We start from the raw sequence: 21,353 nt of genomic DNA, 5'->3' as shown, positions 1-21,353 counted from the left end.
CTTACGTTTATCGTTGATATGACAACGATTATCTAAAAATGAATAGAACCTTCTTTTTTATCATACTTACATTCGTTCTTTTTGCCATCGACTGGTACGTCTGGCAAGGTTTGAAACTGGCTATTCGTGGCCTGGCGCCTTTAACACAACGCTGGATCAGCGGAGCTTATTGGGCGCTTACCCTTGCAACCCTCGGAGCTTACATCGGGATGCAATTGCTTCCGCCGGATTATTTCAAAAGCACCACGCGCACGTTCGTGGTCGCGTTTATCGCGATTCCTTATCTCTCGAAATTGCTGGCGGTTGCGATTCTCCTCCTGGACGATGTACGCCGCTTTTTTCAATGGATTGTCAGCCTTTTTGTCCCATCGGCTGCAACGCCCTCTCCGGAAACCGGCGAACCGGTGATTCCACGTTCCCAGTTTCTGGCGACAACTGCGGTGGTTGCGGGAGCCGGATTAATGGGTACGTTTGCTTACGGGATTCTGTCCGGTGCGCATGATTACCGCATCCGCCGGGTGAAAGTGCCCCTGAAAAATCTTCCCCGACAGTTTCACGGCATAAAAATCGCGCAGCTTTCGGACATTCACTCAGGCAGTTTTTTCAATAAAACGGCGGTAAAGGGCGGTGTTGAAATGTTGATGAAAGAAAAACCCGACATCGCATTCTTTACGGGCGATCTTGTGAACGACCGGGCCGTAGAAGTGAAGGATTACATCAATATTTTCGATAAGGTGAAAGCGCCTTTGGGTGTACATTCCGTGCTGGGCAATCATGACTATGGCGATTATTTTCAATGGCCCGACATGCAGGCCAAAGCCAACAACCTGGCCAATCTGAAGAAAGCCCATGAACTGTTAGGCTGGAAACTGATGCTGGATGAAAACAGGGCCATTACGGTCGACGGAGAGTCGATCGGTTTGATTGGAATACAAAACTGGGGTGCGGGAAATTTTGCCAAATACGGAAACCTGGAAAAGGCGTACGGGCACGCCGAGGAATATCCTGTCAAGATATTGCTTTCACATGATCCCAGCCATTGGGAAGCGCAGGTGTTGCCCAAATACAAGGATATCGATCTTGCGCTCGCCGGGCACACGCACGGGATGCAGTTTGGCGTAGAGATCGGCAAACTGAAATGGAGCCCCGTTCAATACCGTTACAAGCAGTGGGCGGGGCTGTACGAGCAGAATAATCAGTATTTGTACGTCAATCGCGGATTTGGTTATCTGGGTTATCCCGGCCGTGTGGGCATCCTGCCCGAAATCACGATCCTGGAATTGGTAAAGGCATAAAATTTTTGGAAAATTGTGAACGGCTTTGCGCAATGCATACCGAAACAGGCATGCATTGCGTTGCATTAGTAACCTTTGACGATCCATCGCATGAAAATGATGAAGAAAATTACTCCCTGGTTTCTGGTACTGGCATTGATTTGCAGTATTTCAGGTGTACAAACAGTTTCGGCGGCAACCGTTTCAGCTGCTCCGGATGCGGCCAAAGTGGAGCTGTTTGGTAAAAAGAAAAAATACAAGGGTTATAAGAAGCCCAGATCCAAGAAATTCCTTGGAATATTCAAACGAAAAACAGATTGCGGCTGCCCTAACCACTAGGAACTTCCGTTTAATACATTTTGTACATAATCAAGAGTAAGCATAGCCATCGATCTCTGAAAGATTTGGTTGGATTTGCTTACTTTTGTATTTTAAAATCACCTAATAGCGGCGTTCTCAGCCTAACTTGAATGAAAGTTAATCTTCGAAACCAGGACAAGTTTGAAAACCGTCACCACGGTAAAGATGAACAGGAATTGCAGGAAATGTTGAAGACTATCGGAGCGGGATCAGTGGACGAGCTGATCGACCAGACTCTGCCTTCTGCGATCCGTCTACAAAAACCACTGAATTTGCCGAGGCCCAAATCGGAGCAGGAATTTTTACAATACATTAAAAGAATTGCTTCCAAAAACGCGGTGCTGAAATCGTACATCGGCACGGGTTACTACGATACCATCACACCGAACGTCATTCTGAGGAATATCCTCGAAAACCCGGCCTGGTATACTGCTTACACTCCGTATCAGGCGGAGATCGCCCAGGGACGGCTCGAAATGCTCCTGAATTTCCAGACGGTGGTAACCGACCTGACGGGAATGGAAATCGCGAATGCCTCACTGCTCGACGAAGCGACCGCCGCCGCTGAGGCGATGACCATGCTGAATGCTGTAAAGGCTGGTGCAAGAAAGAAAGCCAACACATTCTTCGTGTCGGAACTGTGCCACCCGCAAACGATCGACCTGATATATACCCGCGCAAAGCCAATCGGCATTGAAGTGGTGGTAGGCAACCACGCGACCGTGGATCTTACCAACGAAGATATTTACGCCGCGCTCGTTCAGTACCCGGCTACCGACGGCGAGGTGATCGATTATACGGATTTTATCGCTTCGGCGCATGAGTTGGGGATTACCGTGGCTGTTGCAGCAGACCTGCTCGCATTGACGCTCCTGAAATCACCGGGCGAAATGGGCGCCGACGTGGTAATCGGTTCGTCTCAGCGTTTTGGCGTGCCAATGGGTTACGGCGGTCCGCACGCTGCGTATTTCGCGACCAAAGATGCTTATAAACGCCAGATTCCGGGCCGTATTATCGGTGTTTCGGTAGACGGCGAAGGTAATCGCGCATTGCGTATGGCGTTGCAGACGCGTGAGCAGCATATCCGTCGGGAAAAAGCCACGTCCAACATTTGCACCGCGCAGGTATTGCTGGCCGTTATTGCCGGTGCTTATTCGGTTTACCACGGGCCCGAGGGTATCAAAAATATTGCAGGCCGCGTTCACGGCCTTACCCGCCTGTTTGTGGATACGGTAAGGAAATTTAATTACGAGGTTGTTACTGAAAATTATTTCGATACCGTAACGCTCAGGACGCCACTGACCCGCAAATTGCGTGAGCAGGCATTGAAATGGGGCATTAACCTGAGATATCACGGTGACGAAAGCCTCTCGGTATCATTTGACGAGGCGAAGACATTCGACGACGTGATCGCATTGCTGAATGTATTTGCGGAAGTTTCCGGTTTCCAGGGCGAAATGGTGATCGACGAGGAACTGGAATTCTCGCTGCCCGAAAACCTGGTGAGAACTTCGGAATACCTCACACATCCGGTTTTCAATACGCACCATACCGAGCACGAAATGCTCCGTTATCTGAAATCTCTGGAAAACAAGGACCTTTCGCTGGTACATTCCATGATTTCGCTCGGTAGCTGTACGATGAAACTGAACGCTACTGCCGAAATGATCCCGCTTACGTGGCCGGAGTTTGGAGGGTTGCACCCGTTTGCACCTACCAATCAGGTTGGTGGGTATGCGCAGCTGGTGAGCGAGCTGAATACCTGGCTTTGCGAGATCACCGGTTTCGCGGCGATGTCGTTCCAGCCAAACTCGGGCGCGCAAGGCGAATATGCCGGTTTGATGGCCATTCGCGCATACCATGAAAGCCGCGGCGAGGCACATCGCAATGTGGCACTGATCCCTTCGTCGGCGCACGGAACCAATCCGGCTTCCGCTGTGATGGCAGGAATGAAGGTGGTAGTTACCAAATGCGACGAGCGTGGTAATATAGATGTGGAAGATTTGCGCGAGAAAGCGGAGCAACATGCCGCCGATCTGTCGTGCCTGATGGTAACCTATCCCTCGACGCACGGTGTTTATGAAGAAAGCATTATTGAAATCTGTTCGATGATCCACTCGTTCGGCGGACAGGTTTATATGGACGGTGCAAATATGAACGCGCAGGTGGGTCTTACAAGCCCCGCCAGCATTGGTGCCGATGTTTGCCACCTTAATCTGCACAAGACATTCTGCATCCCGCATGGCGGCGGCGGTCCTGGCGTAGGGCCGATCGGCGTGGCCGAGCACCTGATGCCGTTCCTGCCGGGACACGTGAATTTCAGCACGCAACCGGAACATTTGCCTGCCGGACAAGCAGGGGCGGTTTCTGCCGCACCTTATGGCAGCGCAAGCATTCTGACGATCTCTTATGCATACATCGCCATGATGGGCGGAGAAGGGCTTACTAATGCAACCAAATACGCTATCCTGAACGCAAACTACATTAAGGAACGCCTGAGTGGCCATTATGAGGTGCTTTATACGGGTGCAAACGGCCGTTGCGCACATGAAATGATCGTTGATTGCCGCAGCTTCAAAGCGGTCGGCGTGGAAGCCGAGGATCTGGCGAAACGTTTGATGGACTACGGTTTCCATGCACCAACCCTTTCATTCCCGGTTGCCGGCACATTGATGATCGAGCCTACCGAATCCGAATCGAAAGCGGAGCTGGACCGTTTCTGCGACGCAATGATCGCGATCCGTAATGAGATCCGGGAAGTGGAAGAAGGAATTGCCGACCGGACAGACAATGTATTGAAGAATGCACCGCATACTTCGCGCGTATTACTGAACGAAAGCTGGAATCGTTCGTACAGCCGCGAAAAAGCCGCATTCCCGCTGCCATACCTGCGCTTTAACAAGTTCTGGCCAAGCGTAAGCCGTGTAGACAGCGCTTACGGCGACCGGAACCTGATCTGCTCTTGCATCCCGGTTGAGGCTTATTCAGAGGTAGAAGAGGCGTAACCGGCAAGCCGGCAAAACAAAAATGGAGATGTTCTTACAAACATCTCCATTTTTGTTTTAGGGTAATAATTGGATCCAGATTGATTAACCAGACTTTAAACTCTTAGACTCTAAACTCGCAAACTTCTAACTCCTAAAAATGCCGTTCGCCGATTTCGCGTTTGCCGAGTAGCACGGCGCCGACCATCGCTACGAGCAAAAGAATCGAGGCCAGTTCGAATGGCAGCAGGTAATCGCGGAAAAGCATATGTCCGAGGCTTTCGATCATACCGACCTGCGAATCGTAGGTTTGCGGGTCGAATGGTGCGATCGCGGTTTTACGGTAAGCGCCGAAGAGGATTACAAATACGGTCCCGCCGACGATGGTCGCGGCTATTTTTGTCAGATTGGTTTTAGCCTCCTCCTGATCCTGCTTCATATTGAGGAACATGATTACGAAGAGGAAAAGCACCATAATCGCGCCCGCATACACGATAATGTTAACAGCAGCCAAAAACTGTGCATTCAGCAGGATATAATGCCCTGAGAGCGTAAAAAACGTCAGGATCAGGTAAAGAACGCTGTGAATGGGGTTGCGCGACACGACGACCATCACCGCGCTCAGGATGGTCAGAAAGGATAGAAAATAAAAAAACGATACTGCTGAATTCATGATGTTTGTAACTGCTGACAGTTCTTGGTTTACCGATCAAGGAATAGCTCTTGGAACAACATTGGTAGCTTCACCACGGGCTCTTTTGGCATCCAGGGCACGTGCTTCTTCCTTGGTCCAGGCTTCCCGGGTATAGCGGTTGTTCATATCTTCCACGAGGAGGTCTTTGCCCCAGATCACCTGGTCGCGTTCCGTAAACACGGGTACGAACTCGTCGTGGCGCAGGTAAACGGCCTGTTTCGGACACGCCTCTTCGCACAGGCCGCAGAAAATGCAGCGCAGCATATTAACCTCGTAAACGGCCGCGTATTTTTCTTCACGGTAGAGATGCTCTTCTCCCTTCACACGCTCGGCGGCAACCATCGAAATCGCTTCCGCAGGGCAGGCTACCGCACACAACCCGCAGGCTGTACAGCGTTCGCGACCTTCGGCATCTCTTTTCAGAATATGTCGCCCGCGGAAAACCGGGCCAAGGTACCGTTTCACTTCGGGGTATTGGATCGTAACTTTCTTTGAGAAGAAGTGCTTGATCGTAATCGCCAGACCTGTTGCAATAGCAGGCAGATAGGCGCGTTCGGCCAGCGTCATTTGTTTATTGCTTACTTGCTTTGAGCGATTTGTCAATTGCATGGCAATACGATTTTGAAATTAATTCAACCACGAAGTGATTACAGGCTTAAGAAAAAGCACCGCAGCACCAGTGATGAGGATGTTAAAAATGGCAAGCGGGATCAGCTTTTTCCAACCGAGGTTCATCAGCTGATCGTAGCGGAAACGGGGGATCGTCCAACGTACCCACATGTAGAAGAACACGAAGAACAATGCCTTTCCAAAGAAAACTGCCGTTCCGATCAACGTTGCTATGTTGTGCCCTGTTTCAGTTCCGAAAGCCTTAACCAGCTGCCCGTAGACAAAATCCATTCCCGGATAGTTATAACCACCAAAATACAACACGGAAATGATGGCCGAGGAAATGAACATGTTGATATACTCCGCAAACAGATAGAAGCCCAGTTTCATACTACCATACTCGGTATGATAACCACCCACAAGCTCAGTTTCGCATTCGGGGAGGTCGAATGGGACACGGTTACATTCAGCGAACGAGCAGGTAATGAAAATAATGAAGCCCAACGGCTGGTAGAAGATATTCCAGTTCATACCATGCTGCTGCGCAACGATCTCGCCCAATGACAGCGAACTGCTCATCATCAGGATCGCGATCAGTGACAGGCCCATGGCTACTTCGTAACTGATGTTTTGCGAGGCGGCGCGGATCGCTCCGAGAAGAGAGAATTTGTTGTTCGAAGCCCAGCCTCCGACCATGATCCCGTATACACCCAATGCCACAACGCCGAAAACGTACAGAATACCGATATTGGATTCGACACCCTGCAATGCCACTTCATGGCCGGCAATACGGAATGTGCTGCCGAATGGGATAACCGCGCTCGCGAGCAAGGCAGTTAACATCGCCAGGCTGGGACCCGCGATGAAAAGCCATTTATTGGCCAGTGCGGGGATAAAATCCTCTTTGAAGAACATTTTACCGGCATCCGCGAGCGGCTGCAAAAGTCCGCCCCAACCCGCACGGTTCGGGCCGCTGCGATCCTGGATGAAACCTGCTACCTTCCGTTCAGCCCATGTGGAATACATGGCAATCAGAAGGGTGAGTCCGAAGACGACGACGATGGTTACGGTTTTAACAAGAAATTCTACTAAATCCATTTGAAAGCAATTTTATCCGGCTGCTTTGACTGATTTCCTTAATTATTCCTGGCTGCCAGCGAACGATGGTTAGCCTTTTCATTATTCTCGATGCTCAGGTGACGAATCGTTTCCGGATCGGTTATATAGGGCCTCGAGTCGTCGATTTTTTTGAACTGCGATGCAGCCAGTTTCAATGCGAAATTGGGTTTCGCGATCAGATCCTTCCGGTATTTGTTCGCCGATATTACCGAACTGCGTTTTACTTTGGTAGGTCCTTCCAATACCCAGTCGCTGGTTTGTTTTTTCTCAAAGCGGCAGGTATTACAAATGAAATCGTTTACCTCGCCCCAGGTATTCTTACGGGCCGTAACGCGGATCACTTCCTCCCCGCGATACCATAATGTCACTTTGCCGCAGCATTTGTCACATTCGCGGTGAGCATCCTCGGGTTTGGAGAACCATACGCGGTTCTTGAAACGGAATGTCTTGTCGGTCAGCGCGCCTACCGGACAAACGTCGATCACGTTTCCGGAGAAATCGTTATCGATCGCTTTTTCGATGTAGGTGCTGATTTCCGAAGCGTCCCCACGGTTCATCACCCCATGAACGCGCTTGTCGGTAATCTGGTCGGCGGTATACACGCAGCGGTAGCAAAGAATGCATCGCGTCATGTGGAGCTGCACGTAAGGACCGATATCGATTTTGTCGAAAGTCCTTCTTTCCTCCTCGTAGCGTGTTTTTACCGAACCATGCTCAAATGCGAAATCCTGCAAATGGCATTCACCGGCCTGATCGCAAATAGGGCAGTCGAGCGGGTGATTGATCAGCAGAAATTCTACGATGCCCCTGCGGGTATCGAGCACCGCCTGGTTGGTCGTATTTTCAACCACCATTCCATCCTGAACCTGCGTAATGCAGGACGGCACCAGCTTCGGCATCGGACGGGGATCCTTGGCGGAACCCGCAGTCACTTTCACCAGGCAGGCCCGGCATTTACCTCCTGAAACAGGCAGCGGTTTATAGTAGCACATCGCCGGCGGAACAAGGTGGCCCTGGCTTTCATCCGCTTCGGCGATCTTGCGAGCCGCCTGCATGATGGTAGTCCCGGGTTCCACTTCGACCTCGATGCCGTCGAATGTAATTTTCAACAATTGGGGTTTAACTTCTTCCATGTCCAATCCTGTACAATGTTCTGAGATTTGTTACACCAGGGCCATTTCACCCATATAAACCGCGCCCGGTTGTGTCGCTTCCTGCGGATGGGTAATATGCCACACAAATTCGTCTCGGAAATGGCGAATTGCGCTGGCTACGGGCCAGGCGGCCGCATCGCCGAGCGGACAAATGGTGTTACCTTCTATTTTCTTTGAAATATCTACGAGCAAATCGATGTCGTGCATGCTGCCATGGCCGTGCTCGATGCGGTGGAGGACCTTTTCCATCCAGCCCGTTCCCTCGCGGCATGGGCTGCACTGTCCGCACGATTCGTGATGATAAAAGCGCGAGAAATTCCAGGTATTGCGAACGATGCAGGCTGTTTCGTCAAAAACAATAAAACCGCCCGAACCGAGCATCGTACCTGTTGCAAAACCGCCGTCTGAAAGCGATTCATACGTCATCAGGCGATCTTCGCCGTTCGCGGTTTTCATAATCAGGTTAGCCGGAAGAATGGGTACTGAGGAGCCGCCGGCTACCAATGCTTTCAGATGGTGGCCTTTACGGATACCCCCGCAATATTCGTCCGAATTGATAAACTCTTCAACGCTTACACCCAGCTCGATTTCATAAACGCCGGGTTTTTGAATGTGCCCTGATGCAGAAATCAACTTGGTACCGGTACTCCTGCCAATCCCGATTGCCGCATAGGCATCGCCGCCATTGTTGATGATCCACGGCATATTGGAAATCGACTCCACGTTGTTCACTACGGTAGGGCTCTGGTAAAGACCTTTTACCGCAGGGAATGGCGGTTTGTTTCTCGGATTGCCTCTTTTCCCTTCGAGGGATTCGAGCAATGCGGTTTCTTCACCGCAAATGTAAGCGCCACCTCCCGGCTGCACGACCAGCTCAAGGTCGTAGCCGGAGCCCAGAATGTTTTTACCTAAAAAACCCTGCGCTTTTGCCTCCGCAATGGCTTTTTCGAGAATGCGGATCACGTACATGAGCTCGCCGCGCACGTAGATGAACGACTTGTTAGCCCCCAGCGCGTAACTCGAAATAATCATCCCCTCGATCAGCAGGTGAGGGATGGATTTCATTAAATGATGGTCCTTGAATGTGCCCGGTTCCGATTCGTCGGCGTTACAAACCAGGTAACGGGGAACGCCCTCGGGCTTGGCCAGGAAGCCCCATTTCATGCCCATCGGGAAACCCGCACCACCACGGCCGCGTACACCTGATTTTTTCGCTTCTTCCACCACCTCTTCCGGGGTCATGGTTTTGATAGCCTTTTCAACGGCGGTATAACCTCCCTGTCTGCGATAAACATCGAAGGTCTCGATACCGGGGACATTGATATGCTCCGTTAAAATTTTTCTAGCCATTTGAGGAATATTTTCAGCTTCTGAAAGCTTATTTGCTTAACTCTTCTATGATTTGGTCGACCTTCTCATTGGTCAGGTTCATGTAGAACTGCTCGCGGATCTGGAAAACCGGCCCCCAGCCGCATGCTGCGAGGCATTCAACTTCTTTCAATGTAAACAGGCCGTCGGGAGTGGTTTCACCCGCCTCAATGCCCAGTTTTTTCTTCAAATGACCATACACGTCTTCACCGCCCATCAGGCAGCACGGCCCTGTACGGCAGTATTCGATCACATGCTTGCCAACCGGGTCGAGGTGGTACATCGTGTAGAATGTGGCTACCTCGTACACTTCAACGGGCAGTATATTCAAAAGACCGGCAACGTAATCCATTACCTCGCTGCTCACCCAGCCCCATTGTTCCTGGGCGAGGTGCAAAACGGGCAAAAGAGCCGACTTCTGGCGGCCCTCGGGATAACGAGCGATAATTTCTTTTACTTTTTCGAGTCGTTCGGGAGTGAACGCAACCAGATTAGGTGATTCGGTCATTTCTAAAAGGGTCTTTTCAAACTTTAAGCATCCAGTTCACCTGCAATGACATTGAGGCTGCTCATCGTCAGGATCGCGTCCGAGAGCGTTGCGCCTTTGCACATTTCAGGATATGCCTGATAATAGATGAAGCACGGTCTGCGGAAATGCAAGCGATAAGGCGCCCGTCCCCCGTCGCTGATCAGGTAGAAGCCCAATTCCCCGTTGCCACCTTCTACGGCGTGGTAAACTTCGCCAGCAGGTGCGTCGATCTCGCCCATTACAATCTTGAAATGGTAGATCAGCGCTTCCATGTTTTTGTAAACTTCCTCTTTGGGGGGAAGGTAAAACTCCGGCGCATCGGCATAATATGGGCCTTCGGGCAAGTTGTTGATGGCCTGCTCCACAATCCGCAGGCTTTGCCACATTTCTTCGTTACGGACCATGTAGCGGTCGTAAGTATCGCCGTTCTGACCGATAGGCACGTCGAATTCAAAGTCCTGATACGAAGAATACGGGTTCATCACACGGACGTCGTAATCCAGGCCTGCGGCACGGAGATTAGGGCCTGTAAATCCATACGACAACGCACGTTCCAGGGAAATGCCACCTACATTGATGGTACGGTCCATAAATATCCGGTTGCGGTTGAGCAGTTTTTCAAGCTCGCGCAACACGGGTGGGAACGATTTGATGAATTCTTTGATCTTACGGATGGCGGTGCTGGAAAGATCTCGCTCCATTCCGCCGACACGGCCCATATTGGTTGTCAACCGGGCACCGCAGACTTCCTCGTAAATCTCGTAAACCTCCTCGCGCTTCTGCATTACATACAAAAAGCCGGTGAATGCACCCGTGTCCACACCAAGGATACTGTTGCAGATGATGTGGTCGGTAAGGCGCGCGAGCTCCATCATAATTACGCGGATGTATTGCGCGCGTTTCGGAACTTCGATGCCCAGCAGCTTCTCGACCGTCATGTGCCAGCCGAAGTTATTGATCGGCGACGAGCAATAATTCATCCGGTCGGTGAGGGTCGTGATCTGGTAAAACGGCCGTCTTTCGGCGATTTTCTCGAATGCGCGGTGGATATAACCGACGGTCTGCTCACCCGAAACGATTTTTTCACCATCCATTTTCAGGACGTTCTGGAAAATACCGTGCGTTGCGGGGTGGGTAGGACCGAGGTTAAGGGTGGTCAGTTCTTCAACCAGCTCGGGGAGCTCGCTTTGAGAAGGGACGTTATGCGGTAATAATTCAATATCTGCCATGTCTTGCTCAAAAAAGGTCAGCGACCGAATAGGGCATCGATTTTGTCTTCGCGGGTGGCGTCTTCGAGCGGGTATTCCTTGCGCATCGGGAAGTAATCCATTTCCTCGATATTGAGGATACGGCGCAAGTTCGGATGCCCGTCAAACAAGATCCCAAAAAAATCATAAGTCTCCCGTTCCATCCAGTTGGCCGATGCGAACAGGCCGGTGGCGGTCGGGATATGCAAATCAGCCTCCGAGAGGGCTACTTTAATGCGGATACGAAAATTATGCACGAAGCTGTGCATGTGGTACACGACCACGAACTCTTGTCCTTTATTGTCAGGATATTGCACACCAGTAATATCGGTGAGGAAAATAACCTGCCAGGTTTTGTGATCTCTCAGGAACTCCATCAGCGGAATGATCTCTTCGCGCGTGGTGGAAAGAGTGAGGAGCCCGTAAGGTTCTTCGAAATTAAAAACCTGATCACCGAATTTTTCCAAAAGCCCTTCGGCTACCTCCTGGTTAGTAAGCATAGGGGTTTATTGAATATTATAAGATGCCAATAATTCCTGGTATTCGTCGGTATTCCGGCGACGAAGGCTTTCGTTCTGGGCGAGATACTGGATCTGCATGAGGCCATCAATGATCTGCTCCGGGCGTGGCGGACAGCCTGGTACGTACACGTCCACGGGAATAATGCGGTCGATCCCCTGCAAAACGCTGTAAGTATCAAAAATACCGCCGCTGGAAGCACAGGCGCCCACGGCCATTACCCAGCGCGGTTCGGCCATCTGAAGATATACCTGCTTTACCACCGGGGCCATTTTTTTGGCAATAGTGCCCATTACCATCAGCAGGTCGGCCTGGCGCGGCGAGAAGCTCGGGCGCTCCGAACCGAAACGTGAGATATCGTAGTGCGCTCCCATGGTAGCCATAAATTCGATACCGCAGCAGGAAGTCGCAAACGGCAGCGGCCACAGGGAATAGCTCCGAGCGAGGCCTATCGCCTTGTCGAGCGACGTCGCGAAAAAACCGGCTCCGCTATGCCCGTCTGGGGCCTCAACTATCTTAACTTCTTTCATAATTCTCAGTATTTTGAATGTTCCGGCCTATTCTTCCCAGTTCAATACGCCTTTGCGGATCACGTAGTAGAAACCGGACAATAGAAGGGCCATGAACAATAACATTTCCACAAAACCGAACATTCCCAGACCTTTGAAATTTACAGCCCAGGGATACATGAAGATCACCTCTACGTCAAACAGCACGAAAAGGATCGCCACCAGAAAGTACTTTACAGAAATAGGCGTCCGGGCGTCGCCAACCGACTCGATACCACATTCAAACGGATCGTCTTTCTTTTTGCTTCTCCGGCTTGGGCCGATCAGGTGAGTAACAATCATCGTACCTCCGATGAAGGCAACGGCAAGCAGAAATTGCACAATGATGGGCAAATAATCGGAAGGGAGATATGTGTTTTTCATCTCAATGGGTCGGTTATAACCGGTCAGGAAAGCCGCAAAACTGTTGTCCGCAGGTTACATTCCTTCCCGTTTCTCAAAATTAGCCTTTGCAAATTTATCAATCAAATTCTTTCGTCTAATTAGTATCATACTAAATAAGCCCCGTTGTTGCGGGGCTTATTTAGTACTTAATCGAGAAGAAATAGTTATCTTATTACAATTTGTTTCGTGAGGGTCTCTCCCTGGCCTGTTACACGGAGAATGTACTTGCCCGTTGGCAGAAGGCCGACGTCGATCTGCATCCGGCTATCGAGCAGTTTTGGCGGGGTGGTCTTGATGACATTGCCGCGAATGTCGAACAGTGTAACCGCCGCATCCTTGATGTTATCCCTGGACTCGATGTAAATGTAAGCTCCCTGGCTGGGGTTCGGGTAAATCACCACTTCGTTCCGTTCATTGGTTTTGAACTCCCTCGAAGCGGTGTCGGAATAACAAACCAGGTTGTTGCTGCCAATTGAATACGTAACCTTTGCTTTGACAGAATAATTTCCTGATTTAAGAATCTTAATCAGTGTCGCCGTTGTGTCACTTTCCGACTCGGGCCGGCGCCACATGAAGACTTCGTTTACTTCATCGGCTTCCGGGATACTGGCCGATACACTGAACGGTCCCGATGGCTCAATGGTCGGTTTAGAAATTTTAGCACGGATAGTTAGTTTGGAGGACGCTGAATTTTCGGAAACGCATCCGAAAATATTCTGTGCCTTTACATAGTAGTTGCCACTTTCGGCAATGCTGGCAAGTGCGCCCGAGGCAACCGGGGTAGTTGTGTTTTCCTTAAACCAGTTATAAATGTAGCCGTCATCATTCACCGAGAAGCGGAATGAGGAATCAGCGCAGGCTTGTTGCTCTCCGGATTGCAGAATGCTTGGCTGGGCAGGTTTTGCATCGTGGTCGAGAACAACCACGGGAGTCAATATGGAATTTCCAGCTGCGTCACGGACTGTAGCACTGTACGTAGCTGCCTGGTTAACTGTGATGGTACTGCCTATGCCAATAGCCGCGTTGCTTTTACTGCTTCGCCACTCGTAAGATGCATATTCTGCGGGCAGGGAAAGCGTAACGGCGTTGTTTTGTGTCGTGCAAACAGCTGTAATCGTAGGGATCGTCGCAGGCGCCGCAGGTGTAACGGTAGCGAAGAAGTTGGCGTCGAGACTTTCGTTCCACGCATTTGCCAGAATCCGGAGCTGTTCTTCGCCTTCAAAGTGGAGGCCATCGACGCGGTTAGGTACAAGCGGATCAGTTTCCGGGCCCGGATATGTAGGGTTGAATGGGGTGTTTATTACCGCATTTTGCGCTGCAATAATAGCCGGATAAGTTTTTGAATTACTTGGGTTGGTGCCTGCTCTGCTGGTACGGGCGATTACCCAAGTAATTCGTTTTTGCGTATCCGCTTGCAGTTTGTCGATAACCGTCTGTAAGTTTTTCTGATACTCGGCACTCGTAATGCCAAAAAAACCGTCCGTTTCGCCTTGCATCCAAAGCACGGCACGAACGCCATACTGGTTGCCATAGTTACGCGCAGCAATTCTCAGGTTGGCATATGGCATTTGAGGGGCATATTCATGACCGTAGTAGCTGACAGTCTTTTTTACCTGTGGCGCTTTCCGCCCAGTTTTGGGTTGCGGTGCCTTCCCAGGCGGCGTTAATGAAAAGCACCGGCACGTTGAGTTTCGCAACGAGCAAATCACCCAATGCGCCCCAGCACCAGGCCGTCTGGCCACGTGGCGACATGGTTTGAAGATTACTTGTAATTTTTGAGAACGTCGGTGGAACGGGATCGTTGAGCCTGTCCTTATAATCACCGAATTCGTCGTTGTTATAATTGTCGACATACAGTACCCGGTCGTCGCTGGCGCCCGGCGGTGTCGGTTTCCCTTTCAATCCTTGTGCATTCGACTGGCCTGCGATAAGAAACACTTCGCCGATACCAACACGTGATAAAACGTCACGTCCGACTACTTTACCGTCGGCGATCCCGCGGACCTCCAACGTATACCAGCCTCCGTAGAGCGTTATCTTCCCTGTAAAGACACCACCTTTTGGTGCAACTTGCAAGTCCTGCCAAGGTGCGGGAACGCCTTGACCCTGCACCACCGGAACAGCCCTTATCTCAATTTTGTCCATTAAAGCTGTGAATGTGCCAGATACAGTAAGCTCTCTCTGTCCGAAAATATCGCGCTGATAGACGGCCTGAAAAGTAGGGGAGGTGATTTTAATCTGAGAAAAGACTGTCGATGAAACGAGACAAATCAACAGCAATGCCTTTGCTACAACCGGAAGGATAATTCTATAACGCATTGGTAAATTCTGATACAGGTAAAGTCTTGTAAGCAATAACGATAGACGGTTTTGGTTTTGTTAATGTGTTCAATTGCAAAACGGTCACAAATGTAAAGGATTATTTTGGCTATAATATCACTATTCCGGGTTTTTTGATTTACGGTAGATTATGGTAAAAAAAGTACTGGTGGTCAGATAAGGCTATCAAGTACCAGAGACCATAAAACGAACAAGAGAGCGCCATTTTTGAGGCGCTCTCTTGTTCGTGATCGGCAGCTAAATTGTCTCAGCCCTGTATTCTTAAATAATATACGGGGCGTTTTCTAACGTACAATTACCAGCTTTTGCGACGCATTGAGCGACGCGGAAGTGATACGGATAATGTATATCCCGCTGGAAAGGCCTGTCAGATTGAAGTATTGCCGGCTGTCGAATTTCGCGACTCTGAACGTCCTGTGTACAACTCCGCGGCTGTCGATGATTTGCACGTCGGCGTTCACGACATCGGCTAATGTCTCGACCGCGACCCGTTCAGTTGTATTGGGGTTGGGGTACGCTACGAAACCGGGATTTTCTGTATCCGGGTAAAAGGTGAACGGCTCCGAAAATTCAGACGCACAGGTGAGTGTAGGACTGTAAACGATGGTATTATTGACAACATAATTACCTGCCCGGACAGCTTTCAATATCGCACTGTTTTCGGTTAGTTCAACATCGTTATATTTCCAGACGTGATCACCTGAATTCAGGTTATTTTCGGCCAAAAGAGTGTAAACGCCCACTTTCCTGATTATTGGGGCCGTAGGAGAAGGTTTAACATCAATGGAAACGGCCGCTGAATATGGTGAGTAACACCCCTGATCGTCCATAATCCGGGCCGCATAATTACCGGTTTTGAATACTCCGATGCTGTCACCTTCCAGCCCGTTGTTCCAAAAGAATTCGTTGCCGTTGGATGCTTTCAGGTAAATCGTATCACCGTCGCAGAAAGTCGTCGCAGCACGGGCCGTAACGGTTGGCGAAGGCGGTAATGCGAGCGTCTGTGTGGATATCTGATTGCTGGGGTCGGAATAACATTGAAATTCATTGATCGTTTGCACGGAATAGGTGCCGGCAACGGTCACTTTCAATGTTTGTGTCGATGCACCGTTGCTCCACAAAAAGCCGGCCGCATTGGTTGAAGTGAGGTTTACGCTTAGGTCTGCACAGAAAGTAGTTGGACCGTCGGCGGTGATAACCGGAGTAGGAGGAAGCGGGTTCGACACAACCTGTACGACAGGCGAAACCGGAGAAACGCAGCCATTTGCGTCTTTGGCGGAAATAGTAAAATTGCCGGAAGTCCTTATCTCAATCTCGCGCTCGGTCGAACCATTGCTCCACTGATACGAATAGGCTTCGCTACTGCGCAAACGGGTATAGTCGCGGTCGCAGAACGTGGTTGGTCGCAATGCAGTGATTGTGGGAGTAGCAGGTAGCGGGTTTACCTTGACAGCCACTTCATCGGATTTCGACTCGCAGCCATTGGCGTCGCGCTGCGTAAGCGAAAACGTTCCCGTTGTAGTGACCGAAATCGTTTTGGTGGTCGCGGACGTGCTCCAGATGTTGCCGCTATCATAACTGGAAGTCATGGTGACATTCCCGCCTTCACAGAATATCGTTTCGCCGCTCAGCGAAATTTGTGGTTTCGCAGGAAGCGGATTGACTTTGACTGTTACCGCTTCCGACTCAGGGGAATAGCAGCCCTCGTCGTCGAGAGCGCGTACCCTGAAATCGCCGGAAGAGACCGCAGTAATGCTTGCATTTGTCACGCCGTTCGACCAAACGCTTTTAACTTTCGAATCGGAGGTGAGCGTTACTTCGCCACCCTGGCAGAAAGTAAGTGCGCCGGAAGCAGTAATTTTCGGTGTAGCTGGCAGCGGCGATGTTACCACCTTCATGGTCACCTTTTCGGATGTGGCTTCGCAGCCGTAAATGTTTTTCACCTTTACAAAATAATCTCCTCCTGCCGTGACGGGCAGGCGGTCTCCGGTCGCACCGGTGTTCCAGGTTGCATTTTCGCCGGAGCTTGAAACCAATGTAGCGGTGTTCCCTAAGCAGACAGGGTTACTTCCGTCGATTCTAATAGTCGGTTGGTCCGGCTGGATCTGCTGCGACACGCGAATTTCAGGCGACCAGATCAGGTTGTTGCGGTCGTCACGGGCTGTAACCCGATAAATGCCATTGCCTACTTGTACGTTATTGGAGTTGCCCCCGCTGCTCCAGTTGAAATCATGTAATCCTTGATTCTCGACTGTCAATGTCACATTGCCGTTGCCTGCACAGGAAGCGACGACGCTTAACGGCGTCATTCCCGGGTATGGGTTCGAGCGGTTGAAAAAGTCGTCGTTGAGGCGGTCATACCATGCATCCGCAAGCTGGGTGAGGCCGTCCTGCGCGAAATGAACTCCCAGGATAGGATTAGAGGGATTGTCTATACGTGGAATTTGTATCAAATCCGTGAGAGGCCCTTGAAATACATTGGGTACATTGTTGATAACCATGCCTTGCCCTTCAATAACTTCGGTGTCTGTTCCATTTTTGTTATTGTAGGATGTTTGGGATACCATCCAAGAAATGTCTTTGCCGGATTCGTTTCTTGACGCTTCGATTACGGCTTTCAGATCATTGAAATAGTTATTCCGATTCGTCGGGGGCACTATATCATTATCCGCCTCCCCCCTGGATCCAGAGGATTCCTCTCAATCCGGTGAGTGAAGTATAGCGCCGGATTACATCCCGCATATTTCCATAGGGCATTCCGGCAGGTTCGAAATAAGTGTTCTCGGCATAGATTGACTTTGGCCTTCCGCCGTTGATACTTTCCCGCCAGGCTCCCACGTAACTTCCATACCATGCGACATTGTAAAATAACACCGGCACCCCCAGTCTTTGAGCGAGCCGGTCGCCTAATCTTCCCCAACACCAGGCGGACCTTCCTCGGGGTGCGATATCGGTTTGAGAATCGACGTGTCTGAAAGTGGGATAAGGGTAATCGGATCCGATGCCAGGAAGTCCGGGGACAGTTTGTACATTCGAATAGTCCACGGCGCTGACGCGGTCGTCTCCCGCACCCTGTACACCCCAATCGAAGTATCTGTCCGCTTCATCATTACGGAATCCCTGACCATTCGACTGCCCGGCTATCATAAACACCTCACCTACGCCCACATGATCGATGCGGTTGGTTTCAACTACCTGACCACCTTTTAAGCTCCTGATTTCGAGTTGATACCAGCCGCCCTGCACATCGGTAAGTGTGCCGGAGAAGAAGCCGCCCTGGGGGTTGTCCTTAATGCCGGTCCAGTCCCTGTCGGCGCCCGAATCGGTACGCCTGGTCAGTTTTACTTCGATCTTGTCGACTACTTTGGTGTAGCTTCCCGCGATGTAGATATTGGCTTTATTATTTTTATCACGCTGAAAAACGGCGCGATCGGAGGGGAAGTCGATACTGATCTGTCCGTGTGCGGTAAAAGAAATAATACTAAATACTACCCAATACAAATACGGTAGATTGTGTCTCATGGTGACTGTAAATTCAGGGAAATAACTAGTTGGACACACAATTTGCACCGAAAGGTTGCCTCATTCAAGAATTTATTATTGTACGGGAAACGGCGAATTGATCAGTTCCCATATTTTATCTTTTAATTGTTCAATGCCTTCTTGGGTAACTGCAGAAATCAGGAGTGTCGGGATGCCGTTTGGTAGATTTTGCCGAAGTGTAACCCGCTCTTCATCAGTGAGCAGGTCCATTTTGGAAATGGCCAGAATACGTTTTTTGTCCAGTAGTGAAGGGTTGTACAGGCGAAGCTCCTGGACGAGCGTCTGGTATTCTGCCTCGATGTTTTCGCTGCTCGCAGGTACCAGAAAAAGAAGGATAGAATTGCGTTCGATATGGCGCAAGAAGCGTAATCCAAGTCCTTTGCCCTGTGAAGCGCCCTCGATAATCCCCGGAATGTCCGCCATGACAAAGGATTTGTAATCGCGGTAGGGTACCACGCCCAGGTTAGGCACCAGCGTCGTGAAGGGATAGTCGGCAATTTCCGGTCTGGCGGCCGAAACTGCGGAAAGTAATGTGGATTTACCGGCGTTAGGGAAGCCGACCAGGCCCACATCGGCCAATACTTTCAGTTCCAGGATGAACCATTCTTCCTTACCGGGTTCGCCAGGCTGGGCATATTGCGGGGTTTGATTGGTCGCCGACTTGAAGTGGTCGTTTCCAAGTCCCCCCCGGCCGCCGCGAAGCAGGATCATTTCCTGCCCGTCTTCGGTGATTTCGAAAAGCTGCTCGCCGGTTTCGGCATTTTTCGCCGTCGTGCCCAGCGGGACTTCCAGGATAATATCCTTTCCGATCGCGCCGGTTCGCCGGCCGCCTTCGCCGCCTTTGCCGTCGAATGCTTTTACGTGTTTGGTATATTTTAAATGAAGCAATGTCCAGAGCTGAGCATTGCCTTTGAGGATCACGTGCCCGCCACGCCCGCCGTCGCCGCCATCCGGTCCGCCTTTTTCCACGTGCTTTTCACGCCTGAAATGCATGGAGCCGGCACCGCCGTTGCCGGAGCGCGCATTGATTTTTACGTAATCGATGAAGTTGGAGGAGGCCATAGTGGGTATAGTGAAAATAAAATTCAGGCAGCTTCGATCGCCTTCGAGATTTCCCCGAAGATAAAATCGATTTCACCTATTCCGTTGATGGCAACAAACTTGCCCTGGCCCTGATAGTAGTCAGCCACTGGCTTGGTTTTGCTGTTGTATTCCTGAATGCGCTTGGCGATCAGCTCTTCGTTCTGGTCGTCGGGGCGGCCGGAAGTCTTGCCACGGTTCAGGAGCCGGGCCAGCAGTTCGTCGTCGTTGACAGACAGTGCAACCATTACCGAAATGCTTTCATTGTAGCTCGCCAGCAATTGATCGAGCGCTTCGGCTTGCTTTACGGTTCTCGGAAAACCGTCGAAAATAAAGCCGGCCGCGTCGCGGTGCTCTCTCAACTTGTTGTCGATCATGCCGATCACCACCTCGTCGGGCACAAGGATTCCCTGGTCCATCAATGTTTTGGCTTTCAGCCCGAGTTCGGTACCGGCCTGAATTTCCGAGCGCAGCAGATCTCCTGTCGAAAGGTGGATCAAATTGTATTTTGCAATTATTTTTTCACTTTGGGTACCTTTCCCGGCTCCCGGAGGGCCAAACAGTATAAGATTCAGCATAGTTGCTTCAAAAATTGATGTCGAGGTAGAAATGGTGAATTTGCGGCAAATTTACAACTCTTACTATATGTCGGCGAAATTGTTGCATAATTTTTACAACAAAAATCCCCTTTATCGTTTCCGGTAAAGGGGATTCGCTATCGTAAAAGTGGCCCCAATCAGGGAATAACCACCCTTTTCACCGCTCCATCTTCATTCTGAACCACCGTTACGAACAGCGTTCCTTTTGTATTTTTCTTAAGTTCGATCTGGCCTACATACTCGCCTTCGAACTCGTGTATTTCTTTTTTACCCACTTCCCGGCCTTTTGTGTCGGTAACCGTGACGGTTACATTGCCTTTTTGTGGCACGCTGAAGCGCAGGTTAAGCACGTCGTCCGCCGGATTGTTCGCATAGGCATTCAATGAGCGGATACTAGCCGCCTTGCCGTTTTCGGGGTTATCCCAGGCGTACTCGAAGTTTTTACCGAAATTCCTGCCGAAATCTTCCATGTCGCGCATCATGATCTTTGCCTTCGGGCGGAAGTTCCTGTCGAAGTTCTTCTCGATCTTTTTCATGTTCTCGCTGAATTTTTCCGAATCCCAGTCGAGGTCATACTTGAAATTCCCGTCCCAGTGGAAGGCCATCGGTTCGCGCGGATCGCGGTGATCGACGATTACCTTTTTGCGCTTTCTCGCAGCTATCACACCATCGCCGCCGTCGTCGACGGTGATCGAAATGGTTTGTTTCCGTTTCTTGTCCACATTCAACGAATCGAGCACTTTGTCGATGAATTTTTGTCTTTCATCGTCGGTCATCGCGCCTACCTCGTAATTTTTTTCAATGTCCCGGACTTTGCCGTTATCGTCCTCGCTGACCCGGATCCGGATACTCGTCTTCTTGTCGGCGTCGGGCTTTTTGTCGGATTGCGCCTGTACAACGGATAGCAATGCGGGAGCCGCCACAAGCAGCAGCGACCATGTCAGTTTTTGAATTGAAACAGTTTTCATAAGCTTTTTTTGT

Annotated in this window: 20 protein-coding genes; 3 read left to right on the top strand and 17 right to left on the bottom strand. The window is 50.5% G+C overall.

Annotated features, from left to right (window positions below; genetic code table 11):
• Positions 1 to 38: 38 nt before the first annotated feature.
• From ABV298_RS12535 to gcvP, 3 genes are all read left to right on the top strand, one after another.
• Positions 39 to 1,295, top strand: coding sequence for a metallophosphoesterase (locus ABV298_RS12535; RefSeq protein ID WP_353722436.1), 1,257 nt, complete (start codon positions 39 to 41; stop codon positions 1,293 to 1,295).
• 96 nt (positions 1,296 to 1,391) lie between these two features.
• Positions 1,392 to 1,613 (top strand): hypothetical protein, encoded by a 222-nt coding sequence (locus ABV298_RS12530; protein ID WP_353722435.1) that lies wholly within the window; start codon positions 1,392 to 1,394, stop codon positions 1,611 to 1,613.
• A 131-nt stretch (positions 1,614 to 1,744) separates the two neighbouring features.
• On the top strand, positions 1,745 to 4,639 hold the full coding sequence (gene gcvP, locus ABV298_RS12525; RefSeq protein ID WP_353722434.1) for an aminomethyl-transferring glycine dehydrogenase: 2,895 nt from the start codon (positions 1,745 to 1,747) through the stop codon (positions 4,637 to 4,639).
• 133 nt (positions 4,640 to 4,772) lie between these two features.
• On the opposite strand, the gene ABV298_RS12520 is transcribed toward gcvP, so the two are convergent.
• The 17 genes from ABV298_RS12520 to ABV298_RS12440 all read right to left on the bottom strand — a co-directional run bounded on the left by ABV298_RS12520 (position 4,773) and on the right by ABV298_RS12440 (position 21,340).
• Positions 4,773 to 5,291 (bottom strand): NADH-quinone oxidoreductase subunit J, encoded by a 519-nt coding sequence (locus tag ABV298_RS12520; RefSeq protein ID WP_353722433.1) that lies wholly within the window; start codon positions 5,289 to 5,291, stop codon positions 4,773 to 4,775.
• A 36-nt stretch (positions 5,292 to 5,327) separates the two neighbouring features.
• Positions 5,328 to 5,921, bottom strand: coding sequence for an NADH-quinone oxidoreductase subunit I (locus ABV298_RS12515; protein ID WP_353722432.1), 594 nt, complete (start codon positions 5,919 to 5,921; stop codon positions 5,328 to 5,330).
• Between the two features lie 18 nt (positions 5,922 to 5,939).
• Positions 5,940 to 7,019 (bottom strand): NADH-quinone oxidoreductase subunit NuoH, encoded by a 1,080-nt coding sequence (gene nuoH / locus ABV298_RS12510; protein ID WP_353722431.1) that lies wholly within the window; start codon positions 7,017 to 7,019, stop codon positions 5,940 to 5,942.
• 38 nt (positions 7,020 to 7,057) lie between these two features.
• Positions 7,058 to 8,173, bottom strand: coding sequence for a 2Fe-2S iron-sulfur cluster-binding protein (locus tag ABV298_RS12505; protein ID WP_353722430.1), 1,116 nt, complete (start codon positions 8,171 to 8,173; stop codon positions 7,058 to 7,060).
• A gap of 30 nt (positions 8,174 to 8,203) precedes the next feature.
• On the bottom strand, positions 8,204 to 9,544 hold the full coding sequence (gene nuoF / locus ABV298_RS12500) for an NADH-quinone oxidoreductase subunit NuoF (RefSeq protein WP_353722429.1): 1,341 nt from the start codon (positions 9,542 to 9,544) through the stop codon (positions 8,204 to 8,206).
• 28 nt (positions 9,545 to 9,572) lie between these two features.
• Positions 9,573 to 10,070 carry an NADH-quinone oxidoreductase subunit NuoE gene (nuoE, locus tag ABV298_RS12495; protein WP_353722428.1) on the bottom strand — a complete coding sequence of 166 codons (498 nt, stop codon included), beginning with the start codon at positions 10,068 to 10,070 and terminating at the stop codon, positions 9,573 to 9,575.
• Between the two features lie 23 nt (positions 10,071 to 10,093).
• Positions 10,094 to 11,320 (bottom strand): NADH dehydrogenase (quinone) subunit D, encoded by a 1,227-nt coding sequence (gene nuoD / locus ABV298_RS12490; protein WP_353722427.1) that lies wholly within the window; start codon positions 11,318 to 11,320, stop codon positions 10,094 to 10,096.
• Positions 11,321 to 11,337: 17 nt separating this feature from the next.
• A complete protein-coding gene (locus tag ABV298_RS12485) occupies positions 11,338 to 11,838 on the bottom strand; it encodes an NADH-quinone oxidoreductase subunit C (RefSeq protein ID WP_353722426.1) in 501 nt (166 codons plus the stop codon).
• A gap of 6 nt (positions 11,839 to 11,844) precedes the next feature.
• Complete coding sequence (locus ABV298_RS12480; RefSeq protein ID WP_353722425.1) at positions 11,845 to 12,387, bottom strand: NADH-quinone oxidoreductase subunit B; 543 nt, start codon at positions 12,385 to 12,387, stop codon at positions 11,845 to 11,847.
• 27 nt (positions 12,388 to 12,414) lie between these two features.
• Positions 12,415 to 12,789: an NADH-quinone oxidoreductase subunit A gene (locus ABV298_RS12475; RefSeq protein ID WP_353722424.1), complete on the bottom strand. Its 375-nt coding sequence runs from the start codon at positions 12,787 to 12,789 to the stop codon at positions 12,415 to 12,417.
• A gap of 185 nt (positions 12,790 to 12,974) precedes the next feature.
• Positions 12,975 to 14,378, bottom strand: coding sequence for a T9SS type A sorting domain-containing protein (locus tag ABV298_RS12470; protein ID WP_353722423.1), 1,404 nt, complete (start codon positions 14,376 to 14,378; stop codon positions 12,975 to 12,977).
• Between the two features lie 13 nt (positions 14,379 to 14,391).
• A complete protein-coding gene (locus ABV298_RS12465) occupies positions 14,392 to 15,129 on the bottom strand; it encodes a hypothetical protein (protein WP_353722422.1) in 738 nt (245 codons plus the stop codon).
• Between the two features lie 305 nt (positions 15,130 to 15,434).
• Entirely contained in the window at positions 15,435 to 17,717 is a 2,283-nt protein-coding gene (locus ABV298_RS12460) for a T9SS type A sorting domain-containing protein (protein ID WP_353722421.1), read from the bottom strand.
• 97 nt (positions 17,718 to 17,814) lie between these two features.
• Positions 17,815 to 18,672 carry a hypothetical protein gene (locus tag ABV298_RS12455; protein WP_353722420.1) on the bottom strand — a complete coding sequence of 286 codons (858 nt, stop codon included), beginning with the start codon at positions 18,670 to 18,672 and terminating at the stop codon, positions 17,815 to 17,817.
• A gap of 75 nt (positions 18,673 to 18,747) precedes the next feature.
• Positions 18,748 to 19,755, bottom strand: a complete 1,008-nt coding sequence (gene obgE, locus ABV298_RS12450; RefSeq protein WP_353722419.1) for a GTPase ObgE — start codon at positions 19,753 to 19,755, stop codon at positions 18,748 to 18,750.
• Positions 19,756 to 19,778: 23 nt separating this feature from the next.
• Positions 19,779 to 20,351, bottom strand: coding sequence for an adenylate kinase (locus ABV298_RS12445; RefSeq protein WP_353722418.1), 573 nt, complete (start codon positions 20,349 to 20,351; stop codon positions 19,779 to 19,781).
• A 158-nt stretch (positions 20,352 to 20,509) separates the two neighbouring features.
• The gene (locus tag ABV298_RS12440) at positions 20,510 to 21,340 is read right to left on the bottom strand and encodes a T9SS type A sorting domain-containing protein (protein WP_353722417.1); all 831 of its coding nucleotides are present in this window, start codon (positions 21,338 to 21,340) and stop codon (positions 20,510 to 20,512) included.
• Between the last annotated feature and the right edge of the window lie 13 nt (positions 21,341 to 21,353).

Source organism: Dyadobacter sp. 676 (assembly GCF_040448675.1).
GTDB lineage: Bacteria > Bacteroidota > Bacteroidia > Cytophagales > Spirosomataceae > Dyadobacter.
Note: the sequence above shows the minus strand (reverse complement) of the source record. Positions and strands in the feature narration are given on the sequence as shown.

Bases quoted from the DNA above. Each gene is read 5' to 3' on its own strand.
- ABV298_RS12460 (WP_353722421.1), bottom strand. From the start codon at position 17,717: ATGGTATCCCAAACATCCTACAATAACAAAAATGGAACAGACACCGAA.
- ABV298_RS12515 (WP_353722432.1), bottom strand. From the start codon at position 5,921: ATGCAATTGACAAATCGCTCAAAGCAAGTAAGCAATAAACAAATGACG.
- ABV298_RS12470 (WP_353722423.1), bottom strand. From the start codon at position 14,378: ATGCCATATGCCAACCTGAGAATTGCTGCGCGTAACTATGGCAACCAG.
- nuoE (WP_353722428.1), bottom strand. From the start codon at position 10,070: ATGACCGAATCACCTAATCTGGTTGCGTTCACTCCCGAACGACTCGAA.
- ABV298_RS12485 (WP_353722426.1), bottom strand. From the start codon at position 11,838: ATGCTTACTAACCAGGAGGTAGCCGAAGGGCTTTTGGAAAAATTCGGT.
- ABV298_RS12465 (WP_353722422.1), bottom strand. From the start codon at position 15,129: ATGCGTTATAGAATTATCCTTCCGGTTGTAGCAAAGGCATTGCTGTTG.
- nuoD (WP_353722427.1), bottom strand. From the start codon at position 11,320: ATGGCAGATATTGAATTATTACCGCATAACGTCCCTTCTCAAAGCGAG.
- gcvP (WP_353722434.1), top strand. From the start codon at position 1,745: ATGAAAGTTAATCTTCGAAACCAGGACAAGTTTGAAAACCGTCACCAC.
- ABV298_RS12475 (WP_353722424.1), bottom strand. From the start codon at position 12,789: ATGAAAAACACATATCTCCCTTCCGATTATTTGCCCATCATTGTGCAA.
- ABV298_RS12520 (WP_353722433.1), bottom strand. From the start codon at position 5,291: ATGAATTCAGCAGTATCGTTTTTTTATTTTCTATCCTTTCTGACCATC.
- obgE (WP_353722419.1), bottom strand. From the start codon at position 19,755: ATGGCCTCCTCCAACTTCATCGATTACGTAAAAATCAATGCGCGCTCC.
- nuoH (WP_353722431.1), bottom strand. From the start codon at position 7,019: ATGGATTTAGTAGAATTTCTTGTTAAAACCGTAACCATCGTCGTCGTC.
- ABV298_RS12445 (WP_353722418.1), bottom strand. From the start codon at position 20,351: ATGCTGAATCTTATACTGTTTGGCCCTCCGGGAGCCGGGAAAGGTACC.
- ABV298_RS12505 (WP_353722430.1), bottom strand. From the start codon at position 8,173: ATGGAAGAAGTTAAACCCCAATTGTTGAAAATTACATTCGACGGCATC.
- ABV298_RS12480 (WP_353722425.1), bottom strand. From the start codon at position 12,387: ATGAAAGAAGTTAAGATAGTTGAGGCCCCAGACGGGCATAGCGGAGCC.
- ABV298_RS12530 (WP_353722435.1), top strand. From the start codon at position 1,392: ATGATGAAGAAAATTACTCCCTGGTTTCTGGTACTGGCATTGATTTGC.
- ABV298_RS12440 (WP_353722417.1), bottom strand. From the start codon at position 21,340: ATGAAAACTGTTTCAATTCAAAAACTGACATGGTCGCTGCTGCTTGTG.
- ABV298_RS12535 (WP_353722436.1), top strand. From the start codon at position 39: ATGAATAGAACCTTCTTTTTTATCATACTTACATTCGTTCTTTTTGCC.
- ABV298_RS12455 (WP_353722420.1), bottom strand. From the start codon at position 18,672: ATGAGACACAATCTACCGTATTTGTATTGGGTAGTATTTAGTATTATT.
- nuoF (WP_353722429.1), bottom strand. From the start codon at position 9,544: ATGGCTAGAAAAATTTTAACGGAGCATATCAATGTCCCCGGTATCGAG.